Annotated in this window: 17 protein-coding genes; 4 read left to right on the top strand and 13 right to left on the bottom strand. The window is 68.0% G+C overall.

Annotated features, from left to right (window positions below; all coding sequences use genetic code 11):
• The first annotated feature begins 6 nt into the window (after positions 1 to 6).
• Positions 7 to 756, top strand: coding sequence for an electron transfer flavoprotein subunit beta/FixA family protein (locus tag FBZ88_RS27195; RefSeq protein ID WP_145620134.1), 750 nt, complete (start codon positions 7 to 9; stop codon positions 754 to 756).
• 2 nt (positions 757 to 758) lie between these two features.
• Positions 759 to 1694: an electron transfer flavoprotein subunit alpha/FixB family protein gene (locus FBZ88_RS27190; protein ID WP_145620133.1), complete on the top strand. Its 936-nt coding sequence runs from the start codon at positions 759 to 761 to the stop codon at positions 1692 to 1694.
• A 62-nt stretch (positions 1695 to 1756) separates the two neighbouring features.
• Here the strand turns inward: FBZ88_RS27190 and FBZ88_RS27185 are convergent, their stop codons facing one another.
• From FBZ88_RS27185 to FBZ88_RS27150, 8 genes are all read right to left on the bottom strand, one after another.
• Positions 1757 to 2065, bottom strand: coding sequence for a HigA family addiction module antitoxin (locus tag FBZ88_RS27185; RefSeq protein ID WP_246138888.1), 309 nt, complete (start codon positions 2063 to 2065; stop codon positions 1757 to 1759).
• A gap of 12 nt (positions 2066 to 2077) precedes the next feature.
• Complete coding sequence (locus FBZ88_RS27180; protein ID WP_088873506.1) at positions 2078 to 2359, bottom strand: type II toxin-antitoxin system RelE/ParE family toxin; 282 nt, start codon at positions 2357 to 2359, stop codon at positions 2078 to 2080.
• A gap of 72 nt (positions 2360 to 2431) precedes the next feature.
• Positions 2432 to 2809: an ACT domain-containing protein gene (locus FBZ88_RS27175; RefSeq protein WP_145620132.1), complete on the bottom strand. Its 378-nt coding sequence runs from the start codon at positions 2807 to 2809 to the stop codon at positions 2432 to 2434.
• Between the two features lie 124 nt (positions 2810 to 2933).
• The gene (locus FBZ88_RS27170; protein WP_145620131.1) at positions 2934 to 3233 is read right to left on the bottom strand and encodes a putative quinol monooxygenase; all 300 of its coding nucleotides are present in this window, start codon (positions 3231 to 3233) and stop codon (positions 2934 to 2936) included.
• A gap of 12 nt (positions 3234 to 3245) precedes the next feature.
• Entirely contained in the window at positions 3246 to 4346 is a 1101-nt protein-coding gene (locus FBZ88_RS27165; RefSeq protein WP_145620130.1) for an NADH:flavin oxidoreductase/NADH oxidase, read from the bottom strand.
• A 47-nt stretch (positions 4347 to 4393) separates the two neighbouring features.
• Positions 4394 to 5074: a type 1 glutamine amidotransferase domain-containing protein gene (locus tag FBZ88_RS27160; RefSeq protein ID WP_145620129.1), complete on the bottom strand. Its 681-nt coding sequence runs from the start codon at positions 5072 to 5074 to the stop codon at positions 4394 to 4396.
• Positions 5075 to 5185: 111 nt separating this feature from the next.
• Entirely contained in the window at positions 5186 to 5803 is a 618-nt protein-coding gene (locus FBZ88_RS27155) for a TetR/AcrR family transcriptional regulator (RefSeq protein WP_145620128.1), read from the bottom strand.
• 65 nt (positions 5804 to 5868) lie between these two features.
• Entirely contained in the window at positions 5869 to 6882 is a 1014-nt protein-coding gene (locus FBZ88_RS27150; RefSeq protein WP_145620127.1) for an NADPH:quinone oxidoreductase family protein, read from the bottom strand.
• A gap of 170 nt (positions 6883 to 7052) precedes the next feature.
• Between FBZ88_RS27150 and mce the strand changes: the two genes are divergently transcribed.
• Positions 7053 to 7472: a methylmalonyl-CoA epimerase gene (gene mce / locus FBZ88_RS27145; protein ID WP_088873499.1), complete on the top strand. Its 420-nt coding sequence runs from the start codon at positions 7053 to 7055 to the stop codon at positions 7470 to 7472.
• A 21-nt stretch (positions 7473 to 7493) separates the two neighbouring features.
• Here the strand turns inward: mce and FBZ88_RS27140 are convergent, their stop codons facing one another.
• The 5 genes from FBZ88_RS27140 to cyoA all read right to left on the bottom strand — a co-directional run bounded on the left by FBZ88_RS27140 (position 7494) and on the right by cyoA (position 13698).
• Complete coding sequence (locus FBZ88_RS27140) at positions 7494 to 9566, bottom strand: hybrid sensor histidine kinase/response regulator (protein ID WP_145620126.1); 2073 nt, start codon at positions 9564 to 9566, stop codon at positions 7494 to 7496.
• Between the two features lie 157 nt (positions 9567 to 9723).
• Positions 9724 to 10116 carry a cytochrome o ubiquinol oxidase subunit IV gene (gene cyoD / locus FBZ88_RS27135; RefSeq protein ID WP_145620125.1) on the bottom strand — a complete coding sequence of 131 codons (393 nt, stop codon included), beginning with the start codon at positions 10114 to 10116 and terminating at the stop codon, positions 9724 to 9726.
• Between the two features lies 1 nt (position 10117).
• The gene (locus tag FBZ88_RS27130; protein WP_246138887.1) at positions 10118 to 10774 is read right to left on the bottom strand and encodes a cytochrome (ubi)quinol oxidase subunit III; all 657 of its coding nucleotides are present in this window, start codon (positions 10772 to 10774) and stop codon (positions 10118 to 10120) included.
• Entirely contained in the window at positions 10771 to 12765 is a 1995-nt protein-coding gene (gene cyoB, locus FBZ88_RS27125) for a cytochrome o ubiquinol oxidase subunit I (RefSeq protein WP_145620124.1), read from the bottom strand. Before cyoB ends, FBZ88_RS27130 begins: the two co-directional genes overlap by 4 nt.
• Positions 12766 to 12789: 24 nt before the next feature.
• Positions 12790 to 13698: a ubiquinol oxidase subunit II gene (gene cyoA / locus FBZ88_RS27120; RefSeq protein WP_145620123.1), complete on the bottom strand. Its 909-nt coding sequence runs from the start codon at positions 13696 to 13698 to the stop codon at positions 12790 to 12792.
• Positions 13699 to 13873: 175 nt separating this feature from the next.
• Here cyoA and FBZ88_RS27115 point away from each other — a divergent pair, with 175 nt between their 5' ends.
• On the top strand, positions 13874 to 14449 hold the full coding sequence (locus tag FBZ88_RS27115) for an alpha-ketoglutarate-dependent dioxygenase AlkB (protein ID WP_211102816.1): 576 nt from the start codon (positions 13874 to 13876) through the stop codon (positions 14447 to 14449).
• Positions 14450 to 14682 lie beyond the last annotated feature (233 nt).

The raw sequence follows: 14682 nt of genomic DNA, 5'->3' as shown, positions 1-14682 counted from the left end.
TGAGCGATGAAAGTGTTGGTCGCGGTCAAGCGGGTCGTTGACTACAACGTGAAGGTTCGCGTGAAGGCGGACGGCACGGGTGTGGAGACGGCCAACGTCAAGATGTCGATGAACCCGTTCGACGAGATCGCGGTTGAGGAGGCGGTTCGCCTGAAAGAGGCGGGCAAGGCCACCGAGATCGTGGTGGTGAGCGTGGGGCCGAGCCAGGCGCAGGAGACGCTGCGCACGGCGCTGGCCATGGGCGCGGACCGCGCCATCCTGGTGCAGCACGAGGGCGAGACGCAGTCGTTGGGCGTGGCCAAGGCGCTGAAGGCGCTGGCGGAGAAGGAACAGCCGGGCCTGGTCATCCTGGGCAAGCAGGCCATCGACGACGACGCCAACCAGACCGGCCAGATGCTGGCGGCCCTGCTGGGCTGGGCCCAGGGCACCTTCGCCAGCAAGGTCGTGCCGGCGGAAGGTACCGTTGCCGTGACGCGTGAGATCGACGGCGGTCTGGAAACGGTGGAGCTGAAGCTGCCGGCGGTGGTGACCACCGACCTGCGCCTGAACGAGCCGCGCTACGCCTCGCTGCCCAACATCATGAAGGCCAAGAAGAAACCGCTGGAGACGGTGGACGCCGCCAGCCTGGGCGTGGACCTGACGCCGCGGCTGAAGACGCTGAAGGTGGCGGAGCCGCCGAAGCGGGCCGGGGGCGTGAAGGTTGGCTCCGTCCAGGAGCTGGTGGCCAAGCTGAAGACCGAAGCGCGGGTGATCTGACCATGACGACTCTTGTTATCGCTGAGCCTTCTGCGGAAGGCGTGAAGGTCCCGACGCTGACCACCCTGGGGGCGGCCGCCAAGCTGGGCGGCGACGTGCATGTCCTGGTCATCGGCCAGGGCGTGGGTGCTGTCGCCGACGCGACCGCCCAGGTCGCCGGTGTGGCCAAGGTGCTGGCGGCGGACGCCGCCGAGCTGGCGCACGGCCTGGCGGAGAACGTGGCCCCGCTGGTGGTGGGGCTGGTGAAGGCCGGCGGCTACAGCCATGTGCTGGCCCCCAGCACCACCTTCGGCAAGAACGTGGCGCCGCGCGTCGCGGCCCTGCTGGACGTGGCGCAGATCAGCGACATCACCGGGGTGGAAAGCCCCGACACCTTCACCCGGCCCATCTACGCCGGCAACGCCATCGCCACCGTGCAGTCCAGCGACCCGGTGAAGGTGGCGACGGTGCGCGGCACGGCGTTCGAGGCGGTGGCCGCCACGGGCGGCAGCGCCAGTGTCGAGGCGGCCGCTGGCGCCGCTGACGCCGGCCTGTCCAAGTTCGTGAGCCAGGAAGTGTCGAAGTCCGAGCGTCCGGAGCTGACCAGCGCCCGGGTGATCGTCTCGGGTGGGCGGGGCATGCAGTCGGGCGACAACTTCCCCCTGCTGGAGGCGCTGGCCGACAAGCTGGGGGCCGCCGTGGGCGCCAGCCGCGCGGCGGTGGACGCGGGCTTCGTGCCCAACGACTACCAGGTTGGGCAGACGGGCAAGATCGTGGCGCCGGAACTGTACATCGCCGTGGGCATTTCGGGCGCCATCCAGCACCTGGCCGGCATGAAGGACAGCAAGGTCATCGTTGCCATCAACAAGGATGAAGAGGCGCCGATCTTCCAGATCGCCGACTACGGCCTGGTCGCCGACCTGTTCAAGGCCGTGCCGGAATTGACCGCCGAGGTCTGAGCCTTTTCAAGGAATAACACCGTGAACTGGCCGGGCGCTCGCAAGGGCGTCCGGCCAAATTTTTATTCCGCAGCGTGGTGCAACACCTGCACGGCCGACAGGTCTACGCTCTGATGGGCGCGGGCCAGGTTGTGAGTGGTCTGCAGGTTCAGCCAGAACTGCGCCGTGGTGCCCAGCGCCTTGGCCAGGCGCAGGGCGGTATCGGCCGTCATTTCCGTCTGTTCGCTCGCCACCCGTTCGATCCGTGTGCGGGGCACGCCGCAGGCCTTGGCGATCTTGCCCGCTGTCAGGCCCAGGGGCTCCATGAACTCCTCCCGTAGGACTTCGCCGGGATGGACGGGGCGCATGGCGAGCAGGGCATCGATGGTCACAGGTGCCTCCGTTCAATGATAATCGACGATTTCAACATCATGGGCATCTTGGCCGTCCCAGCGGAAACACACGCGCCATTGATCGTTGATGCGGATGGAATGCTGGCCTTCACGGTCTCCCGACAGCTTTTCCAAGCGATTGCCGGGCGGAACGCGCAGATCGTCCACGGTGGTCGCCGCGTGAAGGATCGCCAATTTCCGCTGCGCCGCGCGCACCAAGTCCGCAGGAAAACCTTTCGTCAACGTGCCCGTGAGCACCGCCTCACTGATCTTGCCCTTGGTGCTTTTAATCATCGCAACCAGTCATTCATTGAGATTATTCACGTATCATGAAACGATACACATAACAAGTGGAACTGTGTCATGTTATGATACGCTATGCCCCGCCGCCCCCAGCAGGGACAGGGTGCGGTCCCGGTTCTCCGCCTTGATCATGAGATGGTCGGTGTTGAAGGTGGAGGTGACGAAAACGCCGATGCCATCCTCCGACAGTGGGCGGATGACGGACAGCAGGATGCCCGCCTGGTCGAAGGCGAAGGGGCCGATGAACTTCAGGCACACCCAGTCGCGGTCGGCCTTCACGTTCTGCGGCACCCGCTCCTCGCGGCAGATCAGCGTCAGTTCCTCGTCGTCCCGGGCCAGGGCGGTGAAGCCGTCGCCCCCCCACCAGCTGGGGACAGGGGTGTCGGGCGGGAACTGGACGATGGCATAGCGGCCGTCCAGGTGCCGCAGGGTGATGCCCATGGGGTGCTTTCCATAGAATGACGCCGTGGCGCCGACGACGGTGCCATCTTACCGGAAAGTCCCCCTATTGGCGCATGGTGGGGATCGCGACGGCCAAGATCCGGCCGCCGCGATCCCCTGGTGCTTATTCCGCCGTGTCAACCGGGGTGGCGGAGACCACCACCGGCGCCTCTGCCAGCAGGTCGCCCACGGCCGCGCGGAAGGCTGTGTAGTGCGGGCTGGTGCGGTGGGCCTCGACGGCCGCCTCGTCGGCATAGATCTCGAACACGTGGAAGCGGACCGTGGCGTCGGTGCCGCGGAACAGGTCGTAGCGGCGGGCGCCCGGCTCGGTCCGCGAATGGCCGGTCAGTTCGCGCATCAGCGCTTCGACCTTGTCCACGGCCTCGGGCTTAGGCGTGACGGTGGCGATCAATGCAATAGTCATTAAGAATTCTCCTTAAGCTTCGACGGCGTAGCGTTGCAGCCAGTGGGCGTAGGGGGCGGGCAGCACCCAGGCCGGGCGTTCCACGCCCAGCTTCAGGGCGGCGGCGTAGGGCCAATGCGGGTTGGCCAGGTGGTTGCGGCCGACCAGCACCTGGTCCAGCTGCTCCTCCCGCACCACGCGGTCGGCGACCTCGGGGTTGGCGAAGCCCCAGGCGGAGGAGACGGGGATGCCGGCCTCCTTGCGCACGCGGGCGGCGACCGGCGCCAGGAAGGCAGGGCCCCAGGGCACGTTGCCCTTGGGCGTGGAGAAGCCGACGCTGACGCTCAGCAGGTCCAGCCCTTCCTGGCGGAAGCGGCGGGTCAGGGCGATGGACTCGGCCAGCGTCTCCTCATCCCGGCCGTCATACTCGATGACGCCGAAGCGGGCGGTCAGGGGCAGGTGCTCCGGCCACACCTGGCGCACGGCGGCCAGCGTCTCCACCAGGAAACGGCCCCGGTTCTCCGCACTACCGCCATACTGGTCGGTGCGCTGGTTGGCGTCGCGGTTGAAGAAGCTCTGGGCCAGATAGCCGTGGGCGAAGTGCAGTTCCAGCCATTCGAAGCCGGCGTCGCGGGCACGCTTGGCGGCGGCCACGAAGTCTTCGCGCACCCGGGCGATGTCGTCCAGGGTTATGGCCTTCGGCACCTTGGGCAGGGTGCCGCCGAAGGCGACGGCCGACGGGGCGATGGTGTCCCAGCCGCGCGGATCGCCCTCGGCGATGTGGTCGTCGCCCTCCCACGGTCGGTTGGCGCTGGCCTTGCGCCCGGCATGGGCGATCTGGATGCCGGGCACGGACCCGGCCGCCTTGATGGCGCGGACGATGGGCACGAAGGCCTGGGCCTGGGCGTCGTTCCATAGGCCGGTGCAGGCGGGGGTGATGCGCCCCTCCGGCGCCACGGCGGTGGCCTCCACCACCACCAGCCCGGCGCCGCCCCGGGCCAAGCCGGCATAGTGGCTGAGGTGCCAGGCGTTGGGCAGGCCGTCGGTGGCGCTGTACTGGCACATCGGCGGCACGGCGATGCGGTTGCGCAACACGACGTCTTTGATCTTCAGCGGATCGAACAAGGTGGGCATACAAAACTCCAAATGAACGGGAAGGGTAGCGGATGGGATGAGGGCGATCAGCGGCGGAGCGCCGCCAGCAACAACTCCGCCGTCTTTTCGGACGAGGCCGGGTTCTGGCCGGTAATCAGCAGGCCGTCCTGGACGGCATGGGGCTGCCAGTCGCCGGCGCGGGAATAGAGGCCGCCGTTGGCCTTCAGCACGTCCTCGACCAGGAAGGGGACGACCTGGGTCAGGCCCACGGCCTCTTCCTCGCTGTTGGTGAAACCGGTGACCCGCCTGCCCTTCACCAGGGGCGTGCCGTCCGCGGCCTTCACGTCGCGCAGCACGCCAGGGGCGTGGCAGACCAGGGCGACCGGCTTGCCCGCCGCCAGGGTGCTTTCGATCAGGCGGATCGAGTTGGCGTCGTTGGCCAAATCCCACAGGGGGCCATGGCCGCCGGGATAGAACACGGCGTCGTAGCCCTCATGTCCGACCTCGGCCAGCACGCGGGTATGGGCAAGGGCCTGGCCGGCCTCGGCGTCCGCCTCGAACCGGCGGGTGGTGTCGGTCTGGAAGGCCGGGTCGTTGCTCTTGGGGTCCAGCGGCGGCTGGCCGCCCTGGGGCGAGGCCAGCGTGATCGTCACGCCAGCGTCCTTGAAGGCGTAGTAGGGCGCGGCGAATTCTTCCAGCCAGAAGCCGGTCTTGGCGCCGGTGTCGCCCAGCTGGTCGTGAGAGGTCAGCACCATCAGGATGTTCATGATCTGCGCTTCCTTGGATTTTGAAGGGTCGGAATAGACCAGTCGTCTAGTTGTTTGGTCACGAAAACGCCGTCCTGATCAGCGGCGAAAGGCGCGCCGTCAGGCCGGTGGTTACGGATGGGGGCTACAGGGAGTGTCCAGGTGCAGCATCATGCGGGTGGCGCGCATGGCGGCCTCCAGCGGGGCGGGGCTGCGGGAAATCTTGGCCATCAGGCTGGCGCCCAGCCAAGTCTGGTACAGGGTCTCCGCCGTGGGGCAGGCGGGGCCGGATACCTTCAGGGAACCGTCGGCGATGCCGTCCTCCAGCGCCTGGCCCAGGCGCTTGATGATGGCCTTGGTGCCGCGTTCCAGCACGGCGCGCATCGCCTCCGACAGGTCGGCGACCTCGGCCCCCAGCTTCACCGCCAGGCACTTGCCCTCTGGATCGCAGCCGCCCTGGGTGTCGATCCAGTTCTGCCAGTAGGCCAGCAAGCGATCGACCACCGGCCGGCCCGGGGCCGACAGCTGCCGGTTCAGGTCCGCCAGGTAGACCTCGAAATAGCTCTCCAGCAGGGCCGTGCCGAAGGCGTCCTTGGAGTCGAAGTAGTGGTAGAACGACCCCTTGGGCACATTGGCGGCCCCCAGGATCTCATTCAGCCCAACCGCAGCGAACCCCTTGCCGCCAATGATGCGCTGGGCGGTGTCGAGGATGTGCTGGCGCACGTCGATGCTGTGGGGCTTGGCGATCATGGCCGGGATATAAACACGATTAGACCGGTCGTCTAGTGATGCTGATCACGCCCTTGCGGTTTTCCTCACCCCACCTCCACCACGATCTTGCCCACGGCCTGGCGGGCGCCCAGGGCGGTCAGGCCTTCGGGGGCGCGGTTGAAGGGCAGGCGCAGGCCGATGTGGGGGCGGATGGTGCCGTTGGCCAGCCAGCCCATGATCTCCCGCAGGTAGGTCCGGTTCAGGGCGGGGTCGCGGCGGGTGAACTCGCCGTAGAACACGCCCAGCGCGGCGCCGTCCTTCAGCAGGGTCAGGTTCAGGGGCAGCTTGGGGATGCCGGCGGTGAAGCCCACCACCAGGTAGCGGCCGCGCCAGCCCAGGGCGCGGAAGGCGGGCTCGGCATAGGCGCCGCCCATGGGGTCGTAGATCACGTCGGCCTCGCCCTTTGAGGACACGGCCTGGCAGGCGGCGCGGATGTCGGCGGTCAGGGCCTTGGCGGCGGCCGGGTCGTCCAGGCGGGCGGGGTAGACCACCACGGCGTCGGCGCCGTTGTCCTTGGCGATGGCGGCCTTCTCCGGCGAGGATGCGGCCGCGATGACGGTGGCGCCCATGGCCTTGCCCAATTGCACCGCCGCCAGGCCCACGCCGCCGGCCGCCCCCAGCACCACCAGCGTCTCCCCCGCCGCTAGCCTGGCGCGGTCGCGCAGGGCGTAGTGGCTGGTGCCGTAGGTCAGGCGCAGGGCGGCGCCGGCGGCGTCGTCCACGCCGTCCGGCAGGGGCAGGCAGTCGGATGCCGGTATGGCCAGTTGTTCCGACAGGCCGCCATGCGGCACCACACCGATGACGCGGTCGCCGACCGCCAGGCCTTGGACGCCGTCGCCCACGGCCGTCACCCGGCCGGCCACCTCCAGCCCGGGGGCGAAAGGTCGGGGCGGGCGGGCCTGGTACAGGTCCTGGATCACCAGCAGGTCCGGGTAGTTCAGCGCCGTGGCACTGACGGCGACCACCACTTGGCCGGGGCCCGCCGCCGGCGGGGCCAGATCCGTATCCAGCACCAGGGTGTCCGGTCCACCCGTCTGATGGCTGCGCCAGGCCCGCATCGCTGTCCTCCCATGACCCTGTCGTTCATTGGGCACCAGAGTGGGGGAGGCGGCGGGGCCGGTCCATCATTCATATTGACCGGTCCCCGCACCCTTCCCAGGATCGCGGCCGTGCCGGGCGGCGCGCAGTGCGCTGGCGGGCCGGGTTTTCGAAAAGGGAGTGTCCACGCATGATCGGCCGCCTGAACCATGTCGGCATCGCCACACCGTCGATCGAGGGCGCCATCGCCGTCTATCGCGACCTTTTGGGCGCCACGGTGATTCGCGAGCCCTTCGATCTGCCGGCCCAGGGCGTGCGCGTCTGCTTCATCGACACGCCCAACAGCCAGATCGAACTGATCGAGCCCCTGGGTGAGGCCTCGCCCGTCCACGCCTTCCTGAAGAAGTTCCCCCAGGGCGGCCAGCACCATGTCTGCTTCGAGGTGCCGGACATCCACGCCGCCGCCGCCGACATGGCGGCCAAGGGCGCCACGGTGCTGGGCCAGCCCCGCATCGGCGCCCACGGCACGCCCGTCATCTTCGTACATCCCAAGAGCATGGGCGGCGTGCTGGTGGAACTCATGGAGACGCCGAAAGGCGATCACCACTGAAGAAACGTCGAGGCCAGTTCCTTATCCTCCGCTCAAAATCCCCTTGATGCGATTGGCCAGGGCCTCCATGGAAAAGGGCTTGGTCTGCACATGCAGGCCCGGTGGCAGGCGTTCATTGCCGATGACGGCATTCTCGGCATAGCCGGTGATGAACAGCACCTTCAGGCCCGGGCGTAGGGCGCGGGCGGCGTCGGCGAGCTCGCGCCCGTTCATGCCCTGGGGCAGGCCGATGTCGGTCACCAGCAGGTCGATGGCCGCGTCCGATTCCAGGATGCGCACGGCCTCGGGACCGTCCATCGCTTCCAGCGTGGTGTAGCCCAGCTCGTCCAGCACCTCCGTCACCAGCAGGCGCACGGTGGGCTCGTCATCCACCACCAGCACGGTCTCGCCCCGCTTCGCGCGGGGGGCGGCCGGGGCGATGGCCAGCATTTCGGCCGCCCGCTCCTCGCCATCGTGGCGGGGCAGGTAGAGCGACACCGTGGTGCCGTGCCCGACCTCCGACCGGATGCGGACCTGGCCGCCTGACTGGCGGACGAAGCCGTAGATCATGGACAGGCCCAGGCCCGTGCCCTGGCCGATGGGCTTGGTGGTGAAGAAGGGGTCGAAGGCGCGGGCGATGACGTCGGGCGGCATGCCCACGCCGGTGTCGCTGACGCTCAGCAGGACGAACTGGCCGGCGGGTATGTCCTGGACATGGGCTGTTTCCTCATCGATCTCGCGGTTGCTGGCCTCGATGGTGATGTGGCCGCCCTGGGGCATGGCGTCGCGCGCGTTGATGCACAGGTTCAGCAGGGCGCTTTCCAGCTGGTTGGGATCGATCAGGGTGGTCCACAGGTCGGGTGGTGTATCCACCACCAGGGCGACGGCCGGTCCCGCCGTGCGCCGCACCAGGTCCTCCATGTCGCGCACCAGGCGGCCGACGTCGGTGGGCCGGGGGTCCAGGGTCTGCTGGCGGGAGAAGGCCAGCAGCCGGTGGGTGAGGGAGGCCGCCCGGTCCACGGCGCCGCGCGCCGCGCTCATGTAGCGGTCCAGGGCGCCCAGCCGGCCCTGACGGACGCGCTGGTCCAGCAATTCCAGGCTGCCGCTGATGGCGGTCAGCAGGTTGTTGAAGTCATGGGCCAGGCCGCCGGTCAGCTGGCCGACGGCCTCCATCTTCTGGGCCTGGCGCAGCTGCGCCTCCGCCAGGCGCAGGGCGTCGGCCTGCCGCTTCTCCGCCGTGATGTCGCGGCCGTAGCCGTAGACTACGTCCCCCTCGGCGAAGGAGTTCCAGGAGATCCAGCGGAAGCCGCCGTCCTTGTGGCGCAGGCGGTTCTCGAAGCCCAGCAGCTGGCCTTCGAGCAGCAGGCTTTCATGGGCGGCGGCCGTGGCGCGGGCGTCGTCCGGCCAGATGACCTCCAGGAAGCCGTGGCCGATGATGTCGTCGGGGTCGTGGCCCAGGATGGGCTTCCAGGCGGGGTTGGCGTCGCGGAACACGCCGTCCCGCCCCACCACCAGCAGCAGGTCGCGGGAAAAGCGCCAGACGCGGTCGCGCTCCGCCGTGCGCTCCGCCACCCGCTCCTCCAGCTCGGCGTTCAGGCGGGCCAGCTTCTCGGCGGTGACGCGCAAGGTTCGCTCCGCCCGCACCTTGGCCGTCGTCTCCACCACGATGGCGATGACCCCGGCGGGCTTGCCCGCCTCATCCAGGATGGGGGAGTAGTCCAGGTTCATCCACACCTGTTCCGGCCGGCCGGACCGGTGCAGGGTCAGTTCCTGATCCTGATAGGCCAGCGTGCCGCCGGCCAAGCCAACCTTCATGACATGGTCGTTGAAGTCGGCGACCTCGTGCCAGCCTTCACGGACCTTGGAGCCCAACAGCATCGGGTGGCGCCCGCCGGCGAAGACGGAATAGGCATCGTTGTAGATCATGATGCCGTCCGGCCCCCACAGCGTGACGATGGGGACGGGGGACCGGAGGATGAGCGCCACGGTGGTCCGCAGGCTTTGCGGCCACCCGTCCAGTGGGCCCAGGGGCGTGGCGGCCCAGTCATAGGCGGCGATCAGGTCCGCCAGCTCGCCGCCGCCGTTCAGGAACACCGGTACCGCTTCCTGCGTCATTTGCCGCCGCGTCCCGTTCACCCGCATTCCCCGCCATCATGCCAATTTCCTGAGACTGTTGTTATGTCACGGCCACGTTGAGGCCACATCGCCAACCAAAGTCCATGTCGCGGTGCGATATGCCTGCCCAAAAGACAGAGACCCAGGGCGGCACGGGTCAGCGCTGGCGATGCAGGTCCATCATCTCCAGCGGCATCATGTTGGCGCTGAGGTTGGCCATGATCCACAGCGACCCCGCCACCACCAGGAAGACGATCAGCACGCCGAAGGCCAGCGCCAGCACGTTGTTGGTGTTGTCGGGGCCGGTGGTGATGTGCAGGAAGAACACCAGGTGCACGCCCATCTGCGCCACCGCCAGCACGGCCAGCCCGATGGGCACGCCCGGCTGCCACAGCACGTGCGTGCTGGCCGCCCAGAAGGAGGTGGCGGTCAGGATGATGGCCAGGGCCAGGCCGATGACATAGGCCTTGAGGCTGGACAGCAGCTCTTCCCGGCTGTCGCCCGGGGCCGTATCGCCGCCATGGGTGTGTTCTTGCGTGGTGTCCGCCATGTCAGCGCGCTCCCATCAGGTAGACGATCGTGAACAGGGCCACCCAGATGATGTCCAGGGCGTGCCAGAACAGGCTGAAGCACATCAGCCGGTGCAGGACGGTGGCGCGCCAGCCCTTGTCCGCCACCTGAGCCACCATGACCACCAGCCACAGCAGGCCCACCGCCACGTGCGCGCCGTGGCAGCCCACCAGGGTGAAAAAGCCGGAGAGGAAGGCGCTGCGGTCGGCGGTGGCGCCCTGGGCGACCATGTCGGCGAACTCGCGCATCTCCAGGACCAGGAAGCCCAGCCCCAGGATGAAGGTGATGGCGGCGCCCAGGTAGAAGGTGCCGCGATGCCGCGCGTCCATGGCCAGGGACATCATCCCGCAGCTGAAGCTGGAGAACAGCAGCAGCGCCGTCTCCACCGCCACGTTCCGGGCATCGAACAGCTCCGCCCCCGTCGGGCCGCCCGCCGTCGCCTTCCCCAGCACCGCGAAGGTCGCGAAGAAGGCGGAGAACATGACGATGTCGCTCAGCAGGAACAGCCAGAAGCCGTAGGCGATGATGATGCGCTTGGGCGCCGGGCCGGCGGCGCTGCTGCTGGCGGGCATGCCGTGGTGGGTGTGCGGGGGCTCATGCCCGCCGAGGGTGGTGGCGGCGGTGGTGGTGGCGGTCATGGCGTGCCCCCCGCCCAATAGGCCTGGTGGTGAGCCCGGTCGACTTGCGCCAGCTCATCCGCCGCAATCTCAAATTCGCTCTCGTCCCGCCAGGCGAAGACCAGGATGGTGATCAGCGCGCCCACCAGGCCCAGGATCACCAGCCACCAGATGTGCCAGATGAGGGCGAAGCCGGTGACGACGGCGAAGAAGGCGGTGACGAAGCCGGTGGGGCTGTTGAGCGGCATGTGGATGGGCTCATAGGCCAGGGCCTCGGCGGCGGCGACCCGTTCCTCGCGCGCCCGGCGTTTCATGTGCCAATAGGCGTCCTCCCGCTCCACCTGGGGCAGCACGGCGAAGTTCCAGGAGGGCGGGGGCGAGGGCGTGGACCATTCCAGGGTACGGCCGTGCCAGGGATCGCCCGTGCGGTCGCGCCGCCGTTCCCGCGTGCGGATGGACACCACCAGTTGGATGATCAGGGCCAGGATGCCGGCAAGGATGAAGGCGACGCCCACGGCAGCCACGATCAGCCAGGGCTGCCAGCCCGGGTTGTCGTAATGCTGCAGCCGGCGCGTCATGCCCAGCATGCCGAGGTAGTAGAGGGGCATGAAGGCCAGGTAGAAGCCGACGAACCAGCACCAGAACGAGACCTTGCCCCAGCCCTCATCCAGGGTGAAGCCGAAGGCCTTGGGGAACCAGTACATATAGCCGGCCAGGACCCCGAACACGACGCCGCCGATGATGACGTTGTGGAAGTGGGCGATCAGGAACAGGCTGTTGTGCAGGATGAAGTCGGCCGGCGGCACGGCCAACAGCACCCCCGTCATGCCGCCGATGACGAAGGTCACCATGAAGCCCACGGACCACAGGATGGGGGCGTTGAAGCGCACCCGGCCGCCATACATGGTGAACAGCCAGTTGTAGACCTTCACGCCCGTGGGCACGGCGATGATCATAGTCATGACGCCGAAGAAGCCGTTGACGTTGGCCCCGGCGCCCATGGTGAAGAAATGGTGCAGCCAGACGATGAAGGACAGGATGCAGATGGCCATGGTGGCCGCGACCATGGAGCGGTAGCCGAACAGCGGCTTGCCCGAGAAAGTGGACACCACCTCCGAGAATACGCCGAAGCACGGCAGGATCAGGATGTAGACCTCCGGATGGCCCCAGACCCAGATGAGGTTGATGTACATCATCGGGTTGCCGTCGCCGTCGGCGGTGAAGAAGTGCATGCCGACATAGCGATCCAGCAGCAGCATGGCGAAGGTGGCGGTCAGGACCGGGAAGGCCGCGATGATCAGCAGGTTGGACGCCAGCGAGGTCCAGCAGAACACCGGCATGCGCATGTAGCTCATCCCCGGTGCCCGCATCTTCAGGATGGTGGTCGCCAGGTTGATGCCTGACAGCAGGGTGCCGACACCGGATATCTGCAGCGCCCACAGATAGTAATCGACGCCCACGCCGGGGGAGTATTTCAGCTCGCTCAAGGGCGGGTAGGCCAGCCAGCCGGTACGCGCGAATTCCCCCACCACCAGCGAGAGATTGGTCAGCAGGATGCCCGAGGCGGTCAGCCACAGGCTGACGGAGTTCAGCGTGGGGAAGGCGACGTCGCGGATGCCCAGCTGCAGGGGGACCGCGAAGTTCATCAGGCCGATGACGAAGGGCATCGCCATGAAGAAGATCATGATGGTGCCGTGGGCGGAGAAGATCTGGTTGTAATGCTCCGGCGGCAGGTAGCCGGCGTCCGGCCCCACCGAAACGGCCTGCTGCAACCGCATCATCACCGCGTCGGTGAAGCCGCGCAGCAGCATCACCAGGGCCAGGACCACATACATGACGCCGATGCGCTTGTGGTCGACGGACGTCAGCCATTCCCGCCAGAGATAGGGCCAATAGCCCTTCACCGTCACCCAGGCCAGCACGCCCAGCACCGCCAGGATCATGAGGCCCGAGGCGATCATGTCGATCGGCTCGTTGATGGGGATGGCGCTCCAGCTCAGCTTGCCGAACATGCTCGATCCTTCTCGGGTCTTTGTTCAGGGGTGGCCGTCAAGGGGCGGATAATCGTGTCCGGGCCAGTTAGGGTTGGTTTGGGGCAGGGCGGGATTGCGGCCGGGGTTGGCGACGGCGTCGAACAGGCCCGGCATCACGCTGCGGAAGGTGCGGGGGCGGTCCGCCCGGCTGGATCGGGTCAGCCGGGCGTAGGCCGCGGCGTCCAGCGCCTCGCCCTGGGCGCGGGCGCTGGCGACCCAGCTGTCGAAGGCGTCGCGGGGCAGGGCCTCCAGCGTGAACAGCATGTCGGGGAAACCGGCGCCGCTGAACTGGGCGGAGATGCCGGAATAGCGGCCCGGCCGGTCGGCCTGCAGGTTCAGCCGGGTGATCATGCCGGGCATGGTGTAGATCTGGCTGCCCAGCTGGGGCACGAAGAAGCTGTTCATCACCCCGTCGGAGGTCAGCTGGAAGCTGACCGGCGTGCCGGCGGGCACCACCAGGTGGTTGATGCTGGCGATGTTCTGGTCGGGGTAGATGAACAGCCATTTCCAGTCCAGCGACACCACCTGGACCCTCACGGGCGGGGTGTCGGCGGGCAAGGGTTTGGGCGGGTCCAGGTCGCGTGAGCTGACCCAGCCGATGCCGCCCAGCAGCAGCACGGTCATGGCCGGGATGGCCCACACCACCATCTCGATGCGGCCGGAATATTCCCAGTCGGGACGGTAACGGGCGCGGGTGTTGCCGGCGCGGAACCACCAGGCCACGCCCAGGGTCGCCAGGATGGTGGGGATGACGATGGCCAGCATGATGCCCATCGAGTCCCACAGGATGGTCAGTTCCTGCGTGGCCACCGGCCCTTGCGGATCGAGGATGCCGCCGGAACAGCCGGCTAGGCCAGGCAGCGCCAGACCCAAGGCGGCGGCCAAGGCGATGGCTGTGGCGGGGCGGGCCATGGCTTTCCTTGGTTTGGCAGAGGGTTGCTTTGACAGGGGTTGAGGGGGGTGCTTTGAGGCGGGGTGCGCGGTGGGTCAATGCCCCCCCGCCCCATTAGTTCCCGGGCCATGCGGGGAAAAAACGCCGCACCCTTCCCATATCGTATGGATGACCCTTTTCCCGGACCGTCGTTCCATGCCCATCCAGGCCAGCCTTTTCCCCGATGCGCCGCCGCCCGGCGACCATCCGCCGGGTTTCCGCTACACACCGGATCTGATTGATGGGGAGGAGGAGCGCCGGCTGGCGGCCGGCATCGCCGCGCTGCCGCTGAAGCCGTTCGAATTCCACGGCTACCTGGCCAACCGGCGGGTGGTGTCCTTCGGCTATCGCTATGACTATACCCGGCGCGCGGTCGCGGCGGCGCCGGACGTGCCGGCCTTCCTTTTGGATTTGCGCGCCCGGGTGGCCGCCTGGGCCGGCGTGGCGCCCGATGATTTCCGCCAGCTGCTGATCAACGAATACGCGCCCGGTGCCGGCATCGGCTGGCACCGGGACAAGCCTCAGTTCGGCTTGGTGGCGGGCGTGTCGCTGCTGTCCCCGGCCACCCTGCGCTTCCGTCGGCGCGAGGCTGGTGATTGGCACCGCGCCGCGGCCCCCCTGGCCCCCCGCTCGGTCTACCTGCTGGCGGGACAGGCGCGCTCGGTGTGGGAGCACAGCATCATCGAGGGCGACGCCCTGCGCTATTCCGTGACCTTCCGCACGCTGGCGTAAGCGCGGGGGGCGTGGATGTGGGCTGGCATCAATGGAACGGTGTTTGTACTGACATGAACCTTTAACTCCCGATTTCGGCAAAGGCGGCGGAAAAAGACAAAACGCGGCGCAGCCAGCCAAGCCAGGGGTCCGGCGCCCTCATAGTGTGGTGGGAAAACTGCGCCCAGGCGCGGCTTGTCTACCTTGGCCCGGATGCCGCGCCCGCGCGGAGCTCCCCGAGCCTGAGCCTCGAG

Source organism: Nitrospirillum bahiense, assembly GCF_007828025.1.
In the GTDB taxonomy this organism is placed as follows: Bacteria; Pseudomonadota; Alphaproteobacteria; order Azospirillales; family Azospirillaceae; genus Nitrospirillum; species Nitrospirillum amazonense.
The sequence above is the reverse complement of the archived record's forward strand: the minus strand, read 5'-3'. Positions and strand labels throughout refer to the sequence as shown.

Excerpts from the sequence above, each read along its gene's own strand:
- FBZ88_RS27180 (WP_088873506.1), bottom strand. The coding sequence starts at position 2,359 with ATGATTAAAAGCACCAAGGGCAAGATCAGTGAGGCGGTGCTCACGGGC.
- FBZ88_RS27190 (WP_145620133.1), top strand. The coding sequence starts at position 759 with ATGACGACTCTTGTTATCGCTGAGCCTTCTGCGGAAGGCGTGAAGGTC.
- FBZ88_RS27175 (WP_145620132.1), bottom strand. The coding sequence starts at position 2,809 with ATGGGCATCACCCTGCGGCACCTGGACGGCCGCTATGCCATCGTCCAG.
- FBZ88_RS27140 (WP_145620126.1), bottom strand. The coding sequence starts at position 9,566 with ATGACGCAGGAAGCGGTACCGGTGTTCCTGAACGGCGGCGGCGAGCTG.
- FBZ88_RS27160 (WP_145620129.1), bottom strand. The coding sequence starts at position 5,074 with ATGAACATCCTGATGGTGCTGACCTCTCACGACCAGCTGGGCGACACC.
- cyoD (WP_145620125.1), bottom strand. The coding sequence starts at position 10,116 with ATGGCGGACACCACGCAAGAACACACCCATGGCGGCGATACGGCCCCG.
- FBZ88_RS27155 (WP_145620128.1), bottom strand. The coding sequence starts at position 5,803 with ATGATCGCCAAGCCCCACAGCATCGACGTGCGCCAGCACATCCTCGAC.
- FBZ88_RS27170 (WP_145620131.1), bottom strand. The coding sequence starts at position 3,233 with ATGACTATTGCATTGATCGCCACCGTCACGCCTAAGCCCGAGGCCGTG.
- FBZ88_RS27150 (WP_145620127.1), bottom strand. The coding sequence starts at position 6,882 with ATGCGGGCCTGGCGCAGCCATCAGACGGGTGGACCGGACACCCTGGTG.
- FBZ88_RS27130 (WP_246138887.1), bottom strand. The coding sequence starts at position 10,774 with ATGACCGCCACCACCACCGCCGCCACCACCCTCGGCGGGCATGAGCCC.
- mce (WP_088873499.1), top strand. The coding sequence starts at position 7,053 with ATGATCGGCCGCCTGAACCATGTCGGCATCGCCACACCGTCGATCGAG.
- FBZ88_RS27195 (WP_145620134.1), top strand. The coding sequence starts at position 7 with ATGAAAGTGTTGGTCGCGGTCAAGCGGGTCGTTGACTACAACGTGAAG.
- FBZ88_RS27115 (WP_211102816.1), top strand. The coding sequence starts at position 13,874 with ATGCCCATCCAGGCCAGCCTTTTCCCCGATGCGCCGCCGCCCGGCGAC.
- cyoB (WP_145620124.1), bottom strand. The coding sequence starts at position 12,765 with ATGTTCGGCAAGCTGAGCTGGAGCGCCATCCCCATCAACGAGCCGATC.
- cyoA (WP_145620123.1), bottom strand. The coding sequence starts at position 13,698 with ATGGCCCGCCCCGCCACAGCCATCGCCTTGGCCGCCGCCTTGGGTCTG.
- FBZ88_RS27165 (WP_145620130.1), bottom strand. The coding sequence starts at position 4,346 with ATGCCCACCTTGTTCGATCCGCTGAAGATCAAAGACGTCGTGTTGCGC.